Origin of the sequence: Ruegeria halocynthiae (genome assembly GCF_900106805.1) — a bacterium.
Classification (GTDB): domain Bacteria; phylum Pseudomonadota; class Alphaproteobacteria; order Rhodobacterales; family Rhodobacteraceae; genus Ruegeria; species Ruegeria halocynthiae.
The window spans coordinates 1,799,920-1,812,990 of record NZ_FNNP01000001.1; the positions used below are offsets into that span (position 1 = coordinate 1,799,920).

Consider the following 13,071-nt stretch of genomic DNA (forward strand, 5'->3'; position numbering starts at 1 on the left):
CACTTACTGAAGGCACATGAGGATATACTGAATGCAGGGTATTAAACACCGAAGGAGAACGAACATGCATCCGGATCGGGAACTGACCTTTGCGACGGCCCTTGCTTCTCATCATCGGAAGCAGCATTTCAGCCCAGACGAGCACGCGCACGAGTATTACCAGACCTCCTTACTGAGCGCGATCATGCAGGGTGTCTATGATGGGACCGTTTCCATCGGGCAATTACTGAAACACGGAGATTTCGGTCTGGGTACATTCAATGCGCTGGACGGAGAAATGGTGGTTCTGGACGGCGTTGCTTATCGCCTCGACGGGGAAGGTAAGGCCTCGGTTTCAAGTGACAGCGCGCTGACACCTTATGCTGCTGTCATCAATTTCGAACCGACTGTTTCCCTGCCCTTGGGTGCGCCAGTAGACAAAGAAGCCTTTGAGGATGAACTGGATGCCATGGCCGAGGCGAAAAACCTGTTCTATGCGGTGCGCTTTACAGGCTTGATCAAGTACATCAAGTATCGAAACGTCCTGCGGCAAGATCGGCCCTACAAACCCTTGTTAGAAGTTGTAAAGACGCAGGCCGAGTTTGAGCTGGGTTATGTCACAGGCACAATTCTAGGCTTCCGCTGCCCTGACTACGCGGTAGGCATAGGCGTTCCGGGATATCACCTGCATTTCATCTCAGAGGATCGCACCAAGGGTGGCCATGTTCTGGACTACGTCCTGTCCCACGGGCAGATCAAAATTGATCACACTTCATCTCTGTATCTGGAGCTGCCGGAGACACAGGATTTCTCTGACGCCAATCTTTCGGCAGGTGCGTCAACGGATAGCATTCTGAAAGCCGAAAGCAACTAGGTTCCGACTCATTCCAGTCTTTCACAGAGCGCAAAAGAAAACCCCCGCGTCCGGGACGCGGGGGCCAAAATCAGAAAGCGGCGCTTTCTTATTCCTCGTCTGCAGCCTCTTCGGCGACGACGCGGGCTTTATCAGCCGCGCCTTTGGCGTCCAGATCGCGGTCAACGAATTCGATGATCGCCATCGGGGCCATGTCGCCATAGCGGAAACCCGCTTTCAGGATGCGGACATAACCGCCCTGACGCTCGGCATAACGGGGGCCCAGGATTTCGAACAGCTTTGCGACGTCTTTGTCTTCTTTCAGCTGCGAAGCGGCCTGACGACGGGCGTGCAGGTCGCCGCGCTTGCCCAGAGTGACCAGCTTTTCGATGATCGGGCGCAGTTCTTTTGCCTTGGGCAAAGTTGTTTTGATCTGCTCATGTTCGATGAGCGAGCCTGCCATGTTCGCAAACAGAGCTTTACGGTGCTCATGAGTACGGTTCAGGCGGCGGTAACCACGTGCGTGACGCATTTTCTAGTTCCTTCTTCAGCGTTTTGCTTTGTCTGGCCAGCGATGCGTGTCACCGGCTCTCCTTGGGGCATGATCGCCCTTACATTCCCCGGCAGCCCGGGCATTGGGGAAGACGCGCTTAAAACGCGTCTTCGAATTTCTTCGCCAGATCTTCGATATTGTCGGGCGGCCAGTCCTCGACATCCATGCCGAGGTGCAGACCCATTCCGGACAGCACTTCTTTGATCTCGTTCAGCGACTTGCGGCCGAAGTTCGGGGTGCGCAGCATCTCGGCTTCGGTCTTCTGGATCAGATCGCCGATGTAAACGATGTTGTCGTTCTTCAGGCAATTTGCCGAACGGACCGACAGTTCCAGCTCGTCCACTTTCTTCAGCAGCAGCGGGTTGAATTCCAGACCATCGTCTTCGTCCTGACGGCCAGCCGATTCCGGCTCGTCGAAGTTGACGAAGATCGACAGCTGATCCTGCAGGATACGTGCGGCGAAGGCCAGCGCGTCTTCCGGCGTGATCGAACCGTCGGTGTCGATCTTCAGGGTCAGTTTGTCATAGTCCAGAACCTGACCTTCACGGGTCGGCTGAACGTCATAGGCAACCTTTTTGACCGGCGAATAGATCGCATCGATCGGGATCAGGCCGATGGGCGCATCTTCGGGCTTGTTCTTTTCAGCCGAGACGTAACCCTTGCCGGTGTTGACGGTCAGTTCCATGAACAGGTCGGCGCCATCGTCGAGGTGACAGATAACGTGATCGCGGTTCAGAACCTCGATACCGGCGCTTTCGCTGATGTCGCCTGCGGTGACAACTGCGGGGCCTTTGGCATTGATCGACAGGCGCTTGGGCCCTTCGACTTCCATGCGCAGCGACACACCTTTGAGGTTCAGGATGATGTCGGTGACGTCCTCACGAACGCCCGCAACCGAGCTGAACTCGTGCAATACGTTGTCGATCTGAACGCTGGTGATGGCCGCGCCTTGCAGCGAGCTCATCAGAACGCGGCGCAGCGCGTTGCCCAGAGTCAGACCAAAGCCACGTTCCAGCGGCTCGGCGACCAGAGTGGCCTGACGCGCGGGATCGTTGCCCGGCTTGCCGTCAAGTTGGGTCGGCTTGATCAATTCTGCCCAATTCTTATGGATCATGTAATCCCTCCATTCCTGTCCGCGCCCCATGACCAACAAGGTGCAGACGCCCGAGGTTCAAAATGACGTGCTGGGGCCGTGCGAAAACGCGGGCCCCAGCTCAATTCAATATCGCTTAGACGCGACGACGCTTCGGCGGGCGGCAACCGTTGTGAGCGATCGGCGTCACGTCGCGGATCGACGTGATGTTGAAGCCCACTGCAGCCAGCGCGCGCAGAGCCGATTCACGACCCGAACCGGGGCCCTGAACTTCGACTTCGAGCGTCTTGACGCCGTGATCCTGCGCCTTCTTGCCTGCGTCTTCTGCAGCCATCTGAGCGGCGTAGGGTGTCGATTTACGCGACCCTTTGAAACCCATGGTCCCAGCCGACGACCATGCAATGGCGTTGCCCTGCACGTCCGAGATCAGGATCTTGGTGTTGTTGAAGGTCGAATTCACATGGGCGACGCCCGATGCGATATTCTTGCGCTCTTTTTTCTTGGTACGAGTCTTTTCGCGTGCCATCAGTCAGACCCCCCTTATTTCTTCTTACCAGCAATGGCCTTTGCGGGGCCTTTGCGAGTACGAGCGTTGGTGTGAGTACGTTGACCGCGAACGGGCAGGTTACGACGATGGCGCAGACCGCGATAGCAGCCCAGATCCATCAGGCGCTTGACGTTCATCTGAACTTCACGACGCAGGTCACCTTCAACGGTGAAGTTTGCATCAATGTGCTCGCGGATGGCCAGAACTTCGGCGTCGGACAGCTCATTAACGCGACGGTGCGCTTCAATGCCTACGGCTTCGCAGATCGCCTGCGCCGAGGTGTTTCCTATACCGGTGATATATGTGAGGGCGATTGGTACCCGCTTTGCAGTCGGGATGTTTACGCCGGCAATACGTGCCACGTGTCACTTTCCTTTTTGTTGCGGTTCCGTAGCTCCGGAACCTTTTTTCACAACACTTGACCGTGGCAGTGACGCCAGAGGGCCCAGTATTATTCGAGGTGGTCGGGGCATTTGGGACGAATCCCGCATGCGATCTTGATTCCCTTCAGGGATGGGGGTCGATATGGGCTTTTGGCAGTGCCGTCAAGCCCATTTTAGGCTCAGCCAAGAACAGCCTCAATCGACGCTGTTACTTCGCCGATATCTGACAGCCCGTTTACGGGGCGCAGATCGCCTTTGGCGTAGTAATAGCCGATTAGCGGGGAGGTCTTTTTGTAATATTCCATTAGACGCGTGCGCAGGCTGTCTTCGTTGTCGTCGGCGCGGCGGGTGAATTCTTTCTGCTCGCCGCAATTGGTGCAGACACCATCGGCGGGGATCGGCTTTGTCTTGTCGTTATAGACCTCACCACAGCCCGAACAGGTCGAGCGTGCGGTGATCCGATCCACCAGAGCGTCGTCGTCTACGCGCATCTCGATCACGGTGTGCAGCGACTGGCCCAGCTTGGTCAGCAGGGCCGCCAGAGCATCGGCTTGCGCCAATGTGCGGGGGAAGCCGTCAAAGATGAAACCTGCGCCTTTTTCGGTGGTCAGCTTCTCTTCGATCAGGCCGATTACGATCTCGTCGGTGACAAGCTTGCCCGCGTCCATGATGGCCGCAACCTTCTTGCCCATCTCTGTGCCACTGGTCCGCGCTTCGCGCAGCATGTCACCTGTGCTCAGCTGGATCATACCGCGGGTTTCAACCAAGTGACGCGCCTGCGTGCCTTTGCCTGCCCCCGGGGGGCCCAGAAGAATGATGTTCATCGACGAGCAGCTCCCTTTCTGCCGCGTTTCTTGCTTTTGCCGCGCAGCTGGGACTTTTCAATCAGCCCTTCGTATTGATGCGCCAGCAAATGGCTCTGGACCTGTTGGATCGTGTCCATGGTCACCGAGACAATAATCAGAACCGAGGTACCGCCGAAATAGAACGGAATGGCAAACTGACCGCGCAGGATCTCCGGCAACAGGCAGACAGCCGCCAGATAGGCCGAACCCAGAACCAGCACACGGTTGACCACGTATTCCAGATACTCGGCGGTTTTCTTGCCGGGACGGATGCCAGGCACAAAGCCGTTTTGCTTTTTCAGGTTGTCCGCCACATCGTCCGGCTTGAACGATACGTTGAACGTGTAGAAATAGGCAAAGAACACGATCATCGAGGCGAAGAACAGCAGATAGAGCGGCTGTCCGGGGCCGAAGTTGGCCAGCAGCCAAGACATAACCGGCCCGTTGGTCGCGCCCGACGAGAAGGTCGAGATCGTCACCGGCAGCAACAGCAATGAGCTGGCAAAGATCGCCGGGATCACGCCCGCCGGGTTCACCTTAACCGGAAGATGACTAGAGCCGCCTTCGTAGACTTTCATACCGGCCTGACGGCGCGGATACTGAATATGGATCTTGCGCAGGGCACGTTCCATGAACACCACGAAGGTGATCACGGCGATGACCATGGCAATCACACCAACGATCACGGCAGGGCTGATCGCGCCGCTGCGTCCGCTGGCAAAAAACTGAGCCATAGCGGCCGGAACCTCGGCAATGATACCAACGAAAATGATCAGCGAGATGCCGTTGCCAATGCCGCGTGCGGTGATCTGCTCACCCAGCCACATCAGGAACATGGTGCCGCCAACCAGCGTGATCATGGTCGACATGCGGAAGTACAAGCCAGGATCAGTCGCCAGATCACCCGATTCCAACGACACGGCCAGAGCATAGGCCTGAACAGTCGCCAGAGCCACGGTGCCGAAACGGGTGTACTGGTTGATCTTCTTGCGCCCCTGCTCGCCCTCTTTCTTGAGCTGTTCAAGCGCGGGAACCATCGATGTCAGCAGCTGTACGATGATCGAGGCCGAGATATAGGGCATGATGCCGAGGGCAAAGATACCCATCCGCCCCAGCGCCCCGCCGGTGAACATCGAAATCATGCCGCCGATGCCCTGCCCCGCCTGCTCCATGAACTCGCGCAGCGCTTGTCCGTCAATCCCTGGCACCGGAATGAAGGTGCCCAGGCGATAGACGATCAGCAATGCAAGCGTGAACAGGATGCGGTTGCGCAGATCGGTGGCTTTACCAAGGGCAGCCCAGCTTGTGTTGGCTGCCATTTGTTCTGCTGCTGATACCATAAATCGGTCTCTCTTATGAAAACACCGCCCGGAACCGTTTTCCGGCTCGGGCGGCGTCTTGGAAAACTCTGAGGTCTATGTAAGCGGGTCTTGGCCCGCTCACAAGCGCTTACTCTGCCGCAGCAGCTTTTGTGACCGTAAGTGAGCCGCCCGCTTTCTCAACCGCCTCAACAGCAGCTTTCGAAGCACCGGTAACTTCCAGATTCACTTTGGCGCTAATCTCGCCTTTGGCTAGCACGCGGACACCATCCAGCTTGCGACGAACCAGACCGGAGGCAACTAGTGCATCCTCGGTGATCGCTGCTTTGGCGTCCAGCTTGCCGGCGTCGACGAATTTCTGGATCAGGCCCAGGTTGATAACGGCAAATGCTTTGCGGTTCGGCTTGTTGAAGCCACGCTTGGGCAGGCGCTGGTACAGTGGCATCTGGCCACCTTCGTAGCCATTGATCGCCACACCCGAACGGGATTTCTGGCCTTTGATACCACGGCCACCCATTTTACCTTTGCCGGAACCGGGACCACGGCCAACGCGGGTTCGTTTCGGTGTGGCGCCTGGGTTATCGCGCAATTCGTTCAGTTTCATATCGCTTCTCCTTCGCCGGAAGTGACCCCGAAGCGTGATGGGTCAGACACGGCATTTCTTGGTTTTGATTCTCGTGGGCGCATTGCCACCGGAGCGCTGTACAGCGTTGCGCATTCAGTTGCAAGGTTTGTTGTCGCACCCAACCCATAACGAAAAGAGGCGCCCGAATGGCGCCTCTCTTTTGGTGAGTGGTAGGGTGTTACGAACAGTACGCGTGCTCACGCGCGATATCAGCGATGTCGCAGCGGCGCAGACCGATATCATCCAGCTCGCGATTGCTCAGACGCTGGAGCTCGGTGAAGGTGCGGTTATACTCGTTCGCCCGGGCGCGGTTTTCTTTTACGCGCTCGATAAAATTCGCAATATGTGCGGTCAGGTTGAAGCCGCCATGTGTCAGTGTTGCTGTATGTGCCATATCTTAATTCCTTTCGAATGTCGGGGCGTATTCCCCGATGTCACTTGTTTGTTCCTGTCTTGGACAAGGTTGAGATAGGCGCAGTCGGTACCGCTAACAACGCTAATTATGGTCTAGCCGATATGCATTTGGGGAATAGCAGTTCAAAGCCCGAATTTGACCAGGAGCGTAACCGAAAGCGTTAGGCGAAACCCAGAAAACCTGGGGATCCCGGGGAAGAACGCACGCGGCAGCGCCCTGAAAGTGTAGACCCCATACCATGGCACCTGCAGTAAGGGTGCCTGCCCATACACCCACTCAGACATAGGTCTTGGCCCGAAATTTACTCAGAGTTGCCTGATTTGCCTGCCTTCAACTTGCGTGCACGGTTCTTTTTGCTGGAGGGTTTTCCAACCGGGGGCTTGGGTCCGCGAGTACGCTTACCTTTGCCTTCCAGCTTCTTTCCCTCTGCATCATCGGCCTGACGGGATTTACGGGGCTTTTTTGCAACCACGCCCTTGGAGTTGGGCGCGGTAGGTTTTGGGTGTTTCGGCTTTGTAGATTTGGGCTTTTTAACTCGTGGAACCGGATCATCGTTCCAATCAACAGGCTGTGTCGTTCCGGGTCGTTCACCTTTTGACGCTGCTGCCCGTTCATCCGTACCGGAGTGACGCTGTGATTTATCTTTGCGCTTAGACGGAGCAGGACGACGCGGCGACTTGTCAAACTTGGGCGCGCCCGACAATCGTGTCAGGGCTGCGCCGTCTTCCATTACCATCGCTGGCCCAATCGCCGCCAAGAACCCTGAAACCGAACCTTCCCGTATTTCTATGAGGGATTCGTTTGGTTGAATACGGATGGCACCGATGTCCTCGCGGGAAAGTTTCCCCAGTTTACACACCATCGGCAACAGGCGCCTGGGTTCAGCCCCAACGGCACGTCCACCCGCCAGCGAAAACCACACACTCGGGCCAAACGCCTCACGCGGTTTGGCGGCCTCATTGATGTCTGACAGCTCCTCAGGGGCTGAGTGCTGTTCGCGATACTTCCGCAGATAGGCGGCGGCAATCTGATCAGGTGTGAAAGTGTCGATCATCCTGTCGATCAGTGCACGATCCGCATCGGAAGCCGGCTCGGACCAATCGGGGCTGGCCAACATCCGTTCTTCGTCTTTCGCAGATACTGCATCGGCGCTCGGGGCATCTGACCAATCTGCGGTCAGTTTGGCCCAACCCAGCAACCGCTCAGCCTTTTTGCGAACATTGCCGGGCACGATCATGGCGCTAACACCCTTGCGTCCGGCACGACCCGTTCGGCCGGATCGGTGCAGCAATGTTTCCTGATTGCTTGGCAGTTCGGCGTGGATGACCAGATCAAGATTTGGCAGATCGATTCCACGGGCAGCAACATCGGTGGCGACGCACACACGTGCACGCCCATCCCGCATCGCCTGCAGAGCATGGGTTCGTTCGGTCTGTGACAGTTCGCCGGATAGCGCCACGACCGAGAATCCGCGGTTGGACAGGCGGGTCGTCAGACGGTTAACCATGGCGCGGGTGTTGCAAAATACGATGGCGTTCGGGGCCTCGTAGAAACGCAGAACATTGATGATGGCGTTTTCACCGTCCCGTGGGGCCACCCGGAATGCCCGATAGTCGATATCGGCGTGTTGGGTCGCTCCACTGGTCGTTGCGATACGAACCGCGTCACGTTGATAGCTTTTTGCCAACTTGGCGATGGCCGACGGTACCGTGGCCGAAAACAGCAGCGTCTGGCGATCTTTCGGGGCGGCATCAAGGATAAATTCAAGATCCTCGCGGAAACCCAGATCCAACATCTCGTCCGCTTCATCCAGGACAACAGCCCTAAGCGCCGTCAGGTCAATCGAGCCGCGCATGATGTGATCGCGCAGGCGTCCGGGGGTGGCAACAACGATATGCGCGCCGCGCGCCAGCGCCCGCCTTTCGTCACGCATGTCCATACCACCAACGGTCGATGCAACAACGGCGCCCGCTTTTTCAAATAGCCAGGCCAATTCACGTTTGACCTGCAATGCCAGTTCCCGCGTTGGCGCGATGACAAGCGCCAGGGGTGCCCCAGCCTGATCAAAGTGATCGTTGTCCCCCAAAAGCCCCGGTGCAATCGCCAATCCGAAACCAAGGGTTTTGCCAGAACCGGTTTGCGCCGAAACCAAAAGGTCTTTGCCAATGGTTTCAGGATCGGTCACTGCCTCCTGCACCGCCGTAAGGGATGTATAACCACGCCCTTCCAGCGCGTCCGCCAGAGTTTTCTTCATTACCGTTCCTCGACCATATTGGGTTCGCCACAGTCTCCGAGGCCGAATTCTTGGCCTCAGACAACAAGGGGGGGCACCTATCCCCTTGGCGCAGGGAAGTACAGGCCCAAACGAGGTTTTGGTTGGGCCTGCATCGATCGCGTCATCTTTGCATGAGTGAAGGCCATCAGAATTGATTACTTGTGGCGCGTCACAAAAGATAAAGGCGCTTATCGTGCTGCAGGGTCCGACTTTCGCGCAGCTCTTCTGCGGGCCGTCATCGCCCGACCATCACGAATACTCAGCCCCATCAGCGTCAGGTTGGTAGCCCCGGCGATCAACTCAACGACCTGCACAACATAAAAGCTGGTGTCAAATGACCCCGCATTCGCCTTAGCGCTGAGGTAGATAGCAGCAGGAACAAGGATGAACAGGCCGTTGATCGCAATGATCGGCATTCGCTTTTTCTTGGCAAGCGCCGGCGCGTCTTTGCGGCGACGGCCAAGTGACATGCCGGATGCACCGACAATTGCCATCGCAGGTACGAGAATAAAGAGCCCACTGACGATCATGGATTTGACCACGGCGACAGTAGCATGCGGCGTAAACAGCTCGCTGAACAAAGTGGATGTCCAGAACACGAGGATAGTAAGAAATCCGACTATTCCGGCGATGGGATGGATTGCTCTTAACATGGCACTACTCCGGTTTTGGCATCAGGCGACGCAGTGGTTTTCAACTGATAGCTTTCGAACAAGATGAGGCCGTGCCACTGCACTTGCCGGATAGTCGGCAATCCGACGCTGGAACTCGGGATGGGTAAATGCGTTGCGGAAGCTGTATACGTTCTGCCAGATCGCGTAGTTCACAAAGGTCGAACTGCCTGCGATGCCCTGATGGAGCTGAGTCGAGATATATCCCGGCTGGGATTTCATGAAGTCAGCATCATGCGCCCATGCCTTCAGCAGCGCCTGTTCATCTTTCGCGTCTACGGTGAACAGATTGATCAACACCACCGGGCCTCCTTCGGCCTGCATCTGATCAGCTAGGGTGACGATTTTGTCCAATTCTTCGATGTGAGCCATTTCGATTTCCTTCGATTCTTTATATAGCATGCTATTTAATATTGCATAGCTTGCTATGCAAGTGTAAATCTCACACATGAACTTCGAAAAAGAAAACTCGGCCGGGTTTCTGGTCAATCATATGGCGCGATTGTTCGCAAAAGAGTTGCAGCATCAAATTGCACCCCTGGGTATCGTAGTTGGACAATTCCCCATCCTGCTGGAGCTTTGGCTCAAAGACGGAGTGACGCAAAAGGATCTGCTGGACAAAATCGATGTCGAGCAAGCGACTCTGGCCAATACGCTTAATCGTATGGAGCGCGATGGCTTGATAAGAAGGACAAAGAGTCTCACTGATGCCAGAGCTCAATTGATCTGGTTAACCGAGAAGGCAACCGCGCTTCGAAACAGCGCCTATGAAGCGGCTCAGAACGTGAATGCCGATGCGCTGCAGGTTTTGAGCGAACCCGAACGCACGAAATTCATGGGCTTTATGCGCAAAATAATAGATGGAATGCGTGCGGATTGAGCACACACTGCTTTGCCTACAGGCAAAGACCAAGAAGAGCCTCAAATAAAAAAACGCCCCCGAGTTAATCGGAGGCGTTTCCAATTTTCTGTCGAAGGCGCGCTTAACCGCGTTCTTCGATGATCTCAACCAGATGCGGGATCTTGTTGACCATGCCACGGACTGAAGGAGTGTCTTCCAGCTCGCGAGTTCTGTGCATCTTGTTCAGGCCCAGACCAATCAGGGTCGCGCGCTGTTCGGCGGGGCGGCGGATCGGGGAACCGATCTGCTTGACGACGATGGTTTTTGCCATGGGTCGCTCTCCTTATGCTTCTGCTTGGGCAGCAGCTGGTGCTTCGTCCCGCTTGGGCAGGATGTCAGCAACCTTTTTGCCACGACGCTGTGCAACCGAACGCGGGCTCTGCTCTTTGGTCAGGCCGTTGATGGTTGCGCGGATCATGTTGTACGGGTTCTGCGAGCCCAGCGATTTGGACACAACGTCCTTTACGCCCAGCATTTCGAACACGGCACGCATCGGACCACCGGCGATGATACCGGTACCTTCAGGTGCCGAGCGCATGACCACTTTACCGGCGCCGTGACGGCCTTCGATATCGTGGTGCAGGGTCCGACCTTCGCGCAGTTGCACGCGGATCATCTGACGCTTGGCTTGTTCGGTCGCCTTACGGATGGCCTCGGGTACTTCTTTCGCTTTACCCTTGCCAAAGCCCACGCGGCCTTTCTGATCGCCTACGACCACCAGAGCGGCGAAGCCAAAGCGCTTACCACCTTTTACGGTTTTCGACACACGGTTGATCGCAACCAGACGATCTGCGAATTCCGGAGTTTCGTCGCGGTCACGACCACGGCCCCGGCGGTTATCACGTTCTGCCATTTTGGCATCCCTTTTCTTTGGTGACGCTTCTCGGCGTCGTTTGTTCAACCCAGGTGGGCCCTGGCAGTACCAAGGCCCCCGGATCATCGGGGCGGATCGAAACCCGCCCGCAAGCCTTAGATCTTCAGACCACCTTCACGCGCAGCGTCGGCCAGAGCCTTCACCTTGCCGTGGAACAGGAAGCCGCCACGATCGAAATAGGCCTCTTCGACGCCTGCCTTCTTGGCACGCTCGGCGATGGCCGCGCCCACTTTGGACGCCACTTCGACGTTGTTCTTGCCAACGATACCCAGATCTTTTTCCAGGCTCGAGGCCGAGGCCAGAGTCACGCCACGTACGTCGTCGATCAACTGAACAGAGATGTTCTTGTTCGAACGGTGTACGGATAGACGCGGACGACCCGCGTTGACCTTGCGAAGTTTGTTCCGAACGCGCAGGCGGCGCTTCAGAAACAGGGTTCTTTTGCTGTTTGCCATTGTTTGCGTCCTTACTTCTTCTTGCCTTCTTTGCGGAAGATGAACTCGCCCTTGTAGCGGATGCCTTTGCCCTTATAGGGCTCGGGACGGCGCCATTCACGGATTTTCGCCGCGACTTCGCCCACCTGCTGCTGGTCGTTACCTTCCACAATGATCACGGTCTGCTTCGGTGCGGTTATGGTGACACCTTCCGGAGCAACGAAATCAACGTCGTGGCTGTAGCCCAGGTTCAGCTTCAGGGTATTGCCCTGCATCTGAGCCCGGTAACCAACACCCTGGATCTCCAGCTCTTTCTTAAAGCCTTCGGTCACACCGGTCACCAAATTTGCGACCATAGTGCGGCTCATGCCCCACTGCTGGCGCGCGCGCTTGGACATACCACGAGGGTTGATTTGAACCACGTTGTCTTCGACCGACAGCGTAACGTCGTCGGTCGCGGTAAAGCTGCGGGCGCCTTTCGGGCCTTTAACTTCGATGGTCTGGCCGGAAACCGAGGCGGTAACACCGCTGGGCAGTTCGACCGGACGTTTACCAATACGAGACATTGACAGACCTCCTTAGAAGACGGTGCAGAGCACTTCGCCGCCAACATTGTTGGAGCGTGCGTTCTGGTCCGACATCACACCTTTCGGAGTGCTGACAATCGACACGCCCAGGCCCTGACGGACCTGCGGGATGTCACTGACGCCCATGTATACGCGGCGACCGGGCTTCGAGACCCGCTTCAGTTCGCGAATAACAGGGGTGCCTTCGTAGTATTTCAGGCTGATTTCGATGGCCGGATGACCATTTTCACCAGTCGTCGCCTCGTAGCCACGGATGTAACCTTCGTCCGCCAGCACGTCCAGAACCCAACCGCGCAGCTTAGAAGCCGGGGTGGAAACGGTGGACTTGCCGCGCATTTGCGCGTTGCGGATGCGGGTGAGCATATCGCCGATAGGATCGTTCATATCATTCTCTCCCTTACCAGCTCGATTTCACCATGCCGGGGATCTGACCAGCAGAACCCAGCTCGCGCAGCGCGATACGGCTGACCTTCAGCTTACGATAGTAAGCGTGAGGACGACCGGTCAGCTGACAGCGGTTATGAAGACGGGTTGCCGAGCTGTTGCGCGGCAGCTTCGCCAGTTTCAGACGCGCTTTGAAACGCTCTTCCATCGGCTTGCTCTCGTCATTCGCGATTTCTTTAAGCTCGGCACGCTTTGCGGCATATTTGGCCACCAGGCGTTCGCGCTTCTTCTCGCGTTCGATCATTGCTTTTTTAGCCATGTCTTAATCCTCCC

The 13,071-nt window shown here is 56.6% G+C and carries 19 protein-coding genes; 2 read left to right on the forward strand and 17 right to left on the reverse strand.

Annotation, left to right across the window (positions count from 1 at the left end; translation table 11 throughout):
• The first annotated feature begins 64 nt into the window (after nt 1-64).
• The gene (budA, locus tag BLU89_RS08980) at nt 65-853 is read left to right on the forward strand and encodes an acetolactate decarboxylase (protein WP_074736177.1); all 789 of its coding nucleotides are present in this window, start codon (nt 65-67) and stop codon (nt 851-853) included.
• 88 nt (nt 854-941) lie between these two features.
• Here budA and rplQ read toward each other — a convergent pair whose 3' ends face one another.
• The 11 genes from rplQ to BLU89_RS09035 form a co-directional block, all read right to left on the reverse strand.
• Nucleotides 942-1,364, reverse strand: a complete 423-nt coding sequence (rplQ, locus tag BLU89_RS08985) for a 50S ribosomal protein L17 (protein ID WP_074736179.1) — start codon at nt 1,362-1,364, stop codon at nt 942-944.
• 118 nt (nt 1,365-1,482) lie between these two features.
• Nucleotides 1,483-2,499, reverse strand: a complete 1,017-nt coding sequence (locus BLU89_RS08990; protein WP_010437127.1) for a DNA-directed RNA polymerase subunit alpha — start codon at nt 2,497-2,499, stop codon at nt 1,483-1,485.
• A gap of 115 nt (nt 2,500-2,614) precedes the next feature.
• Nucleotides 2,615-3,004, reverse strand: a complete 390-nt coding sequence (gene rpsK / locus BLU89_RS08995) for a 30S ribosomal protein S11 (protein WP_037311698.1) — start codon at nt 3,002-3,004, stop codon at nt 2,615-2,617.
• Between the two features lie 14 nt (nt 3,005-3,018).
• On the reverse strand, nt 3,019-3,387 hold the full coding sequence (gene rpsM, locus BLU89_RS09000; RefSeq protein ID WP_074736181.1) for a 30S ribosomal protein S13: 369 nt from the start codon (nt 3,385-3,387) through the stop codon (nt 3,019-3,021).
• Between the two features lie 200 nt (nt 3,388-3,587).
• Entirely contained in the window at nt 3,588-4,232 is a 645-nt protein-coding gene (locus BLU89_RS09005) for an adenylate kinase (protein ID WP_074736183.1), read from the reverse strand.
• Complete coding sequence (secY, locus tag BLU89_RS09010) at nt 4,229-5,593, reverse strand: preprotein translocase subunit SecY (RefSeq protein ID WP_074736185.1); 1,365 nt, start codon at nt 5,591-5,593, stop codon at nt 4,229-4,231. The genes BLU89_RS09005 and secY overlap by 4 nt, the downstream gene beginning before the upstream one ends.
• 109 nt (nt 5,594-5,702) lie before the next feature.
• Complete coding sequence (gene rplO / locus BLU89_RS09015; protein WP_074736187.1) at nt 5,703-6,176, reverse strand: 50S ribosomal protein L15; 474 nt, start codon at nt 6,174-6,176, stop codon at nt 5,703-5,705.
• Nucleotides 6,177-6,375: 199 nt separating this feature from the next.
• Nucleotides 6,376-6,591, reverse strand: a complete 216-nt coding sequence (locus BLU89_RS09020) for a DUF1127 domain-containing protein (RefSeq protein WP_074736188.1) — start codon at nt 6,589-6,591, stop codon at nt 6,376-6,378.
• A gap of 322 nt (nt 6,592-6,913) precedes the next feature.
• Nucleotides 6,914-8,866 carry a DEAD/DEAH box helicase gene (locus BLU89_RS09025; RefSeq protein WP_074736190.1) on the reverse strand — a complete coding sequence of 651 codons (1,953 nt, stop codon included), beginning with the start codon at nt 8,864-8,866 and terminating at the stop codon, nt 6,914-6,916.
• A 209-nt stretch (nt 8,867-9,075) separates the two neighbouring features.
• Nucleotides 9,076-9,540 carry a hypothetical protein gene (locus tag BLU89_RS09030; RefSeq protein WP_074736191.1) on the reverse strand — a complete coding sequence of 155 codons (465 nt, stop codon included), beginning with the start codon at nt 9,538-9,540 and terminating at the stop codon, nt 9,076-9,078.
• 21 nt (nt 9,541-9,561) lie between these two features.
• Nucleotides 9,562-9,930, reverse strand: coding sequence for an antibiotic biosynthesis monooxygenase family protein (locus BLU89_RS09035; protein ID WP_074736527.1), 369 nt, complete (start codon nt 9,928-9,930; stop codon nt 9,562-9,564).
• Nucleotides 9,931-10,006: 76 nt separating this feature from the next.
• Here BLU89_RS09035 and BLU89_RS09040 point away from each other — a divergent pair, with 76 nt between their 5' ends.
• Nucleotides 10,007-10,438, forward strand: coding sequence for a MarR family winged helix-turn-helix transcriptional regulator (locus BLU89_RS09040; RefSeq protein WP_074736193.1), 432 nt, complete (start codon nt 10,007-10,009; stop codon nt 10,436-10,438).
• 103 nt (nt 10,439-10,541) lie between these two features.
• On the opposite strand, the gene rpmD is transcribed toward BLU89_RS09040, so the two are convergent.
• The 6 genes from rpmD to rpsN form a co-directional block, all read right to left on the reverse strand.
• Complete coding sequence (gene rpmD, locus BLU89_RS09045; protein ID WP_074736195.1) at nt 10,542-10,730, reverse strand: 50S ribosomal protein L30; 189 nt, start codon at nt 10,728-10,730, stop codon at nt 10,542-10,544.
• Between the two features lie 12 nt (nt 10,731-10,742).
• A complete protein-coding gene (gene rpsE / locus BLU89_RS09050) occupies nt 10,743-11,312 on the reverse strand; it encodes a 30S ribosomal protein S5 (protein WP_074736197.1) in 570 nt (189 codons plus the stop codon).
• A 116-nt stretch (nt 11,313-11,428) separates the two neighbouring features.
• Nucleotides 11,429-11,788, reverse strand: coding sequence for a 50S ribosomal protein L18 (gene rplR / locus BLU89_RS09055; protein ID WP_074736199.1), 360 nt, complete (start codon nt 11,786-11,788; stop codon nt 11,429-11,431).
• Between the two features lie 11 nt (nt 11,789-11,799).
• On the reverse strand, nt 11,800-12,333 hold the full coding sequence (rplF, locus tag BLU89_RS09060; RefSeq protein ID WP_058272374.1) for a 50S ribosomal protein L6: 534 nt from the start codon (nt 12,331-12,333) through the stop codon (nt 11,800-11,802).
• A gap of 12 nt (nt 12,334-12,345) precedes the next feature.
• Nucleotides 12,346-12,738 (reverse strand): 30S ribosomal protein S8, encoded by a 393-nt coding sequence (gene rpsH, locus BLU89_RS09065; protein WP_074736201.1) that lies wholly within the window; start codon nt 12,736-12,738, stop codon nt 12,346-12,348.
• A 13-nt stretch (nt 12,739-12,751) separates the two neighbouring features.
• Nucleotides 12,752-13,057 carry a 30S ribosomal protein S14 gene (gene rpsN / locus BLU89_RS09070; protein WP_010437098.1) on the reverse strand — a complete coding sequence of 102 codons (306 nt, stop codon included), beginning with the start codon at nt 13,055-13,057 and terminating at the stop codon, nt 12,752-12,754.
• Nucleotides 13,058-13,071: the final 14 nt, after the last annotated feature.

Bases quoted from the DNA above. Each gene is read 5' to 3' on its own strand.
- budA (WP_074736177.1), top strand. From the start codon at position 65: ATGCATCCGGATCGGGAACTGACCTTTGCGACGGCCCTTGCTTCTCAT.
- rplQ (WP_074736179.1), bottom strand. From the start codon at position 1,364: ATGCGTCACGCACGTGGTTACCGCCGCCTGAACCGTACTCATGAGCAC.
- BLU89_RS08990 (WP_010437127.1), bottom strand. From the start codon at position 2,499: ATGATCCATAAGAATTGGGCAGAATTGATCAAGCCGACCCAACTTGAC.
- rpsK (WP_037311698.1), bottom strand. From the start codon at position 3,004: ATGGCACGCGAAAAGACTCGTACCAAGAAAAAAGAGCGCAAGAATATC.
- BLU89_RS09005 (WP_074736183.1), bottom strand. From the start codon at position 4,232: ATGAACATCATTCTTCTGGGCCCCCCGGGGGCAGGCAAAGGCACGCAG.
- secY (WP_074736185.1), bottom strand. From the start codon at position 5,593: ATGGTATCAGCAGCAGAACAAATGGCAGCCAACACAAGCTGGGCTGCC.
- rplO (WP_074736187.1), bottom strand. From the start codon at position 6,176: ATGAAACTGAACGAATTGCGCGATAACCCAGGCGCCACACCGAAACGA.
- BLU89_RS09020 (WP_074736188.1), bottom strand. From the start codon at position 6,591: ATGGCACATACAGCAACACTGACACATGGCGGCTTCAACCTGACCGCA.
- BLU89_RS09025 (WP_074736190.1), bottom strand. From the start codon at position 8,866: ATGAAGAAAACTCTGGCGGACGCGCTGGAAGGGCGTGGTTATACATCC.
- BLU89_RS09030 (WP_074736191.1), bottom strand. From the start codon at position 9,540: ATGTTAAGAGCAATCCATCCCATCGCCGGAATAGTCGGATTTCTTACT.
- BLU89_RS09035 (WP_074736527.1), bottom strand. From the start codon at position 9,930: ATGGCTCACATCGAAGAATTGGACAAAATCGTCACCCTAGCTGATCAG.
- BLU89_RS09040 (WP_074736193.1), top strand. From the start codon at position 10,007: ATGAACTTCGAAAAAGAAAACTCGGCCGGGTTTCTGGTCAATCATATG.
- rpmD (WP_074736195.1), bottom strand. From the start codon at position 10,730: ATGGCAAAAACCATCGTCGTCAAGCAGATCGGTTCCCCGATCCGCCGC.
- rpsE (WP_074736197.1), bottom strand. From the start codon at position 11,312: ATGGCAGAACGTGATAACCGCCGGGGCCGTGGTCGTGACCGCGACGAA.
- rplR (WP_074736199.1), bottom strand. From the start codon at position 11,788: ATGGCAAACAGCAAAAGAACCCTGTTTCTGAAGCGCCGCCTGCGCGTT.
- rplF (WP_058272374.1), bottom strand. From the start codon at position 12,333: ATGTCTCGTATTGGTAAACGTCCGGTCGAACTGCCCAGCGGTGTTACC.
- rpsH (WP_074736201.1), bottom strand. From the start codon at position 12,738: ATGAACGATCCTATCGGCGATATGCTCACCCGCATCCGCAACGCGCAA.
- rpsN (WP_010437098.1), bottom strand. From the start codon at position 13,057: ATGGCTAAAAAAGCAATGATCGAACGCGAGAAGAAGCGCGAACGCCTG.